At 62.1% G+C, this 5,090-nt stretch carries 7 protein-coding genes and 1 pseudogene; 7 read left to right on the top strand and 1 reads right to left on the bottom strand.

The window, feature by feature from the left end; translation table 11 throughout:
- Positions 1–15: 15 nt before the first annotated feature.
- The 6 genes and pseudogenes from PG881_RS24010 to repC all read left to right on the top strand — a co-directional run.
- Positions 16–180, top strand: a pseudogene (locus PG881_RS24010) (MobA/MobL family protein); the annotation flags it as partial.
- A 106-nt stretch (positions 181–286) separates the two neighbouring features.
- On the top strand, positions 287–700 hold the full coding sequence (locus PG881_RS23675; RefSeq protein ID WP_236749391.1) for an IncQ-type mobilization protein MobB: 414 nt from the start codon (positions 287–289) through the stop codon (positions 698–700).
- On the top strand, positions 676–1,647 hold the full coding sequence (locus tag PG881_RS23670) for a DNA-primase RepB domain-containing protein (RefSeq protein ID WP_236749390.1): 972 nt from the start codon (positions 676–678) through the stop codon (positions 1,645–1,647). Before PG881_RS23675 ends, PG881_RS23670 begins: the two co-directional genes overlap by 25 nt.
- A 76-nt stretch (positions 1,648–1,723) precedes the next feature.
- Positions 1,724–1,930 (top strand): plasmid repression protein F, encoded by a 207-nt coding sequence (urfF, locus tag PG881_RS23665; protein ID WP_128314199.1) that lies wholly within the window; start codon positions 1,724–1,726, stop codon positions 1,928–1,930.
- Positions 1,931–1,960: 30 nt separating this feature from the next.
- Positions 1,961–2,803, top strand: a complete 843-nt coding sequence (locus PG881_RS23660) for a helicase RepA family protein (protein ID WP_128314198.1) — start codon at positions 1,961–1,963, stop codon at positions 2,801–2,803.
- On the top strand, positions 2,793–3,635 hold the full coding sequence (gene repC / locus PG881_RS23655; RefSeq protein ID WP_128314201.1) for a replication protein C, IncQ-type: 843 nt from the start codon (positions 2,793–2,795) through the stop codon (positions 3,633–3,635). The genes PG881_RS23660 and repC overlap by 11 nt, the downstream gene beginning before the upstream one ends.
- Before the next feature lie 393 nt (positions 3,636–4,028).
- On the opposite strand, the gene PG881_RS23650 is transcribed toward repC, so the two are convergent.
- Positions 4,029–4,367: a mobilization protein gene (locus tag PG881_RS23650; protein ID WP_223917427.1), complete on the bottom strand. Its 339-nt coding sequence runs from the start codon at positions 4,365–4,367 to the stop codon at positions 4,029–4,031.
- A gap of 175 nt (positions 4,368–4,542) precedes the next feature.
- On the opposite strand from PG881_RS23650, the gene PG881_RS23645 reads away from it, so the two are divergent.
- The coding region (locus PG881_RS23645) for a MobA/MobL family protein (RefSeq protein WP_247141927.1) at positions 4,543–5,090 on the top strand (548 nt) is incomplete at its 3' end.

Genomic DNA, 5,090 nt, shown 5'->3' with positions numbered 1-5,090 from the left:
CAGAAAACCGAGAGTTTGAAGCCCAAGGCGTGGCTTGAGAAGACCCGAGCAGCATGGGCAGACCATGCCAACCGGGCGCTGGAGATGGCAGGCCACGAAGCCCGCATCGACCACCGGACGCTAGAGGCGCAGGGGATCGAGCGCCTGCCGACCATCCACCTTGGCCCCAACGTGGTGGAGATGGAAGGGCGGGGCATCCGCACCGGGCGGGCGGATACGGCCCTGTCCATCGAGACGGCCAACACCGAGATCATCGACCTACAGGCATACAGAGAGAGCATCGACCATGAGCGCGATAGACAAAGTGAGGCAGGCCAGAGGGATCGACGAGCTGGCGGGGCAGATCGAGCCGCTGGCGCAGAGCTTGGCGACTCTCGCAGACAAGGCCGTGACGGCGATAGAAGAGACTCAAAATGCAAGCATAACGCAGGCTGGAGAGTGGAAGATCCAGCAGGGCAAAGCCGCGAAGGCGTGGAAAGGCACAGCCAAGGACATGAAGGCCGCAGCCGAGGCACTGGACAAGGCAGCCGAGAAGGCCGAGGGCGCAGCGAGTCAGTTGGGATGGAGGATTTTCGTAGTCACCTCGATGGGTTTTCTGCTGTTTATGCTAGTGCTGCTGATCGGATTGTGGCTCTGGCTGGCCCCGGAACTCAAGACGACAAAGGAGGGGGCAGTGTGGCTACTACTCAGGCTCAAGTGAAGGGGGATCGCACCTCTCAGGCCATCGCCCGCCAGCTCAAGGCTATGGGCTGCGACCTGTACGATATTGGCATCAGGGACTCCGCCACAGGCAAGATGATGAATCGGGAATGGACGCTGCAAGAGGTGGTCGAGAACGCCGCATGGCTCAAGCGGATGAACGCTCAGGGCAACGATATCTATATCCGGCCAGCCGAATCAGCCAGGCACGGGCTTGTCCTGGTAGACGACTTGAGCAGCTTTGACCTGGACGCGATGAAGGAGGAAGGGCGGGAGCCTGCCGCCGTTATCGAGACCAGCCCGAAGAACTATCAGGCGTGGGTGAAGGTAGCGGCAAACGCGCCAGCAGAGCACAGGGGCGCGATTGCCCGCAGGCTGGCCCGAGAGTATGACGCCGACCCCGCAAGCGCTGACAGCCACCACTATGGCCGTCTGGCGGGCTTTACCAACCAGAAGCCCAAGCACACAACCAAGACGGGGTATCAGCCGTGGGTGCTGTGCCGAGCGTCCAGCGGCCAAGCCGCCACCACAGGCCCCCAGATGGTGCAGGAGGCCGGGCAGGAGCTTGAGAGAAAGGAGCGCCAGCAGGAGCAGGCCCGCAGGCTGGAGGGCATAGAGACAGCCCAGCCGCGCCGTTACCGCAGGACTGCCTTGGACGAGTACCGCAGCGAAATGGCGGGGCTGGTGAAGCGGTTCGGGGACGACCTGAGCAAGTGCGATTACATCGCCGCCATGAAGTTGGCCATGAAGGGCATAGATCCCGACGAGATCGCCAAGGCCATGGCCGAGGCCAGCCCCGGCCTCATGGATCGCAAGGCAGGCCATGAGGCCGACTACATCGAGCGCACCATCAAAAAAGTGATGGCGCTACCGGAGGTGCAGAAGATCCGCGCCGAGCTTGAGCAGACGCAAAAAACCAAGCGGGAATACCCCACGCTGGATATGTGACTTTTAGTTAGAGCTAACCCATGTTATGGTGTTAGCTCTAATCATGTATTTTGCGTTAGCTCTAATGGGGTCTGGTATGAAGGACAAGCGGGATAAATTGACTGGCAACCTGTTGGCCAGCGATAACGCGATCAGGCAGGCTCGGTTTGCCGAGACCCAGCGTGAACTGGGGCGCAAGGCGCGTAAGATATGGGCCACAGACGATGAGGCCGAGGCGCTGCGACTGTACCTAGAGGAACTCAGGGCGGCGCAGGACGGGGATAGCGGCCCCGCCAGCGCCTGACCATCAACCGCCTGCAAAGGAGGCAAATCAATGGCTACCCATAAGCCTATCGACATTCTGGCGAGCTTCACAGAGCTACCGCCGCCGATTGACTATGTACTGCCCAACATGGTGGCCGGCACCGTGGGGGCGCTGGTATCCCCCGGTGGGGCTGGCAAGTCCATGCTGGCCCTGCAACTGGCGATGCAGATCGCTGGCGGCCCCGATCTGCTGGGCGTGGGCGAGCTGCCGACAGGCCGAGTGATCTACCTGCCCGCAGAAGACCCACCAGTTGCCATCCATCACCGCCTGCACGCACTCGGGGCGCACCTCTCCGCAGCCGAACGGCAGGCCGTGGCAACCGACTTGTGGATCAAACCGCTGATCGGAAACGGCCCCAACATCATGACCCCGGAGTGGTTCGACGGCATGATGAAAGCCGCCGAGGGCAGACGCCTGATGGTGCTGGACACGCTCAGGCGCTTCCACATCGAGGAGGAGAACGCCTCCGGGCCTATGGCCCAAGTCATCGGCCGCATGGAGGCCATCGCCGCCGAGACAGGGTGCTCGATCATCTTCCTGCACCATGCCAACAAAAGCGCGGCCATGGCGGGCGCAGGCGACCAGCAGCAGGCCAGCCGTGGATCGTCGGTGCTGGTCGATAACATCCGGTGGCAGGCATACCTCTCCGGTATGACCGCAGCCGAGGCCGAAACGTGGGGCGTGGACGACAACCAGAGGGCCTATTTCGTGCGCTTTGGCGTGAGCAAGGCCAACTACGGCAGCCCGTTTCAAGAGCGGTGGCTAAGGCGGCACGAGGGCGGCGTACTCAAGCCCGTACCACTGGAAAAGCGGGCCAAGCCCAAGAAAGGGGGGGTGCGTGATGCCGCATAAACACGAGCTTACCCACGTCCGGCACGACCCGGCGCACTGTCTGGCCCCCGGCCTGTTCCGTGCCCTCAAGCGGGGCGAGCGCAAGCGCAGCAAGCTGGACGTGACGTATGACTACGGCGACGGCAAGCGGATCGAGTTCAAGGGGCCGGAGCCGCTGGGCGCTGATGATCTGCGCATCCTGCAAGGGCTGGTGGCCATGGCCGGGCCGAGCGGTCTGGTGCTTGGCCCGGAACCCAAGACCGAAGGCGGGCAACAGCTCCGGCTGTTCCTGGAACCCAAGTGGGAGGCCGTCGAAGCTGACGCCATGGTGGTCAAGGGAAGCTATCGAGCGCTGGCCCGTGAAATCGGGTATGCAGAGGATGGCGGCAGCCAGTTCAAGGCAATCCGGGAGTGCATTGAGCGCCTGTGGACGGTCTCCATCATCGCCCAGAATGGCCGCAAGCGGCAGGGGTTCCGGCTGCTTGCCGACTACGCCAGCGACGAGGCAGACGGGCGCCTGTATGTGGCCCTGAACCCCTTGATCGCGCAGGCCGTCATGGGTGGCGGCCAGCATGTGCGCATCAGCATGGACGAGGTGCGGGCGCTGGACAGCGAAACCGCCCGCCTGCTGCACCAGCGGCTGTGTGGCTGGATCGACCCCGGCAAGAGCGGCAAGGCCACTGTGGATACCTTGTCCAGCTACGTTTGGCCCGAGGAAGCCAGCGGGGCAACCATGCGCCAAAGGCGCAAAAGGGTACGGGATTCGCTGCCAGAGATTGTCTCATTGGGCTGGACGGTCACCGAATATGCCCCTAGCAAGTACAACATCGCACGGCCCAAGGCGGCAGGCTGACCCCTGTGCTAACTGTCACGCCCCCGGCGTAACTGTCACGCACCCCCGGCGTAACTGTCACGCACCCCTGTAGTAACCGTCACGCTCAGGGGAGTAAAAACAACGCTGTAAGCCACGCCACCACTGGCCTGTAGCATTTGCGCAAAAAGTTGATCCAAGATCTTCCAAGATCTTCCATAGGATCTGAGCCCTTTAGGGGCTCCGACCCTCTACAGATTACAGACCTACAGACCAATGCCCGGCCAGAGGCCGGAGGCCCTTTATCGCTGCGCTAAGCTACACACCCCCCCACTGCTGCGCAGTAGGGGGAAAGGCGGGCTTCGCCCGCTGGTGCCTGTCTGAGACGCCACAGGAGGCCCGTAGAGCTGTTTTGCCGCGACAGCGGCCTTTCCCCTACTGCGCAGCAGTGGGGGCGGTGTGTAGCCCCGCAGGGGCCTCTTCCTGCACCACCTGCTCTGGCTTAGCCTTTGCCAGTGGTGGCAGACCAAACAGGGCTCGGTCTGGATCACGGTCAAGCTGCTTGTCCAGCTCAGCCCGTAGCCAGACCTCATTGAACTGCCCCAGCTTTCCCGCCTCTATCATGCCCGTGAGCATTGCCCCAACTATGATCTTGCGCCGAGTATCATCCCGCCGTTCCTGCTGCTGTTCCCTTGCCCTCACTCGCTGGATCTCGGCATTGATCCGCGCCCTCTGTTCTTCGAGCTTGGCGAGTTTATCCTCTAACTTTCCCATGTTGACAGCCCTGTTGTTATGTGCCCGTTGTAGAGTATCATCAGGTTACTGATGCCGCAAACCCGACTCATGGAACATGAGGAGGGCGCACTTACCGGTTTCTCTGCGAGAAACTGCCTCCGGCCCCCCTTCGGGGCGGTGCGCTCTCCGAGGGCCACTAGCGTGGAGCTTACACATGGCGATATTTCATCTCGCGGCCAAGACTGGCAGCCGTGGCGGCGGCCAGTCGGCTAAGGCCAAGGCCGACTACATTCAGCGCGAGGGCAAGTATGCCCGCGACAAAGACGAGGTGCTGCACACCCAGTCTGGCAACATGCCATCATGGGCGGCAGGAGCCGCAGAGGTCGGCAACTACTGGGATGCCGCCGACCTGTACGAACGGGCCAATGGCCGCCTATTCAAAGAGGTTGAATTTGCCCTGCCAATCGAGCTGACGCTCGATCAGCAGCGGGTGCTCGTGGACGACTTCGCCAAGTACCTGACCGAGGTCGAGCGCCTGCCGTATACGCTGGCGATTCATAAGGGGGGGGGTGAGAACCCGCATTGCCACCTGATGATGTCCGAGCGCAAAAACGATGGCGTCGAGCGCAAGAAAGATCAGTGGTTCAGCAGGTACAACCCGAAAAATCCGGGGCAGGGGGGGGCGCAGAAAACCGAGAGTTTGAAGCCCAAGGCGTGGCTTGAGAAGACCCGAGCAGCATGGGCAGACCATGCCAACCGGGC

It is taken from the genome of Aeromonas sp. QDB54, from assembly GCF_027707385.1.
GTDB lineage: Bacteria > Pseudomonadota > Gammaproteobacteria > Enterobacterales > Aeromonadaceae > Aeromonas > Aeromonas hydrophila.
Note: the sequence above shows the minus strand (reverse complement) of the source record. Positions and strands in the feature narration are given on the sequence as shown.

Bases quoted from the DNA above. Each gene is read 5' to 3' on its own strand.
- PG881_RS23675 (WP_236749391.1), top strand. From the start codon at position 287: ATGAGCGCGATAGACAAAGTGAGGCAGGCCAGAGGGATCGACGAGCTG.
- urfF (WP_128314199.1), top strand. From the start codon at position 1,724: ATGAAGGACAAGCGGGATAAATTGACTGGCAACCTGTTGGCCAGCGAT.
- PG881_RS23660 (WP_128314198.1), top strand. From the start codon at position 1,961: ATGGCTACCCATAAGCCTATCGACATTCTGGCGAGCTTCACAGAGCTA.
- repC (WP_128314201.1), top strand. From the start codon at position 2,793: ATGCCGCATAAACACGAGCTTACCCACGTCCGGCACGACCCGGCGCAC.
- PG881_RS23650 (WP_223917427.1), bottom strand. From the start codon at position 4,367: ATGGGAAAGTTAGAGGATAAACTCGCCAAGCTCGAAGAACAGAGGGCG.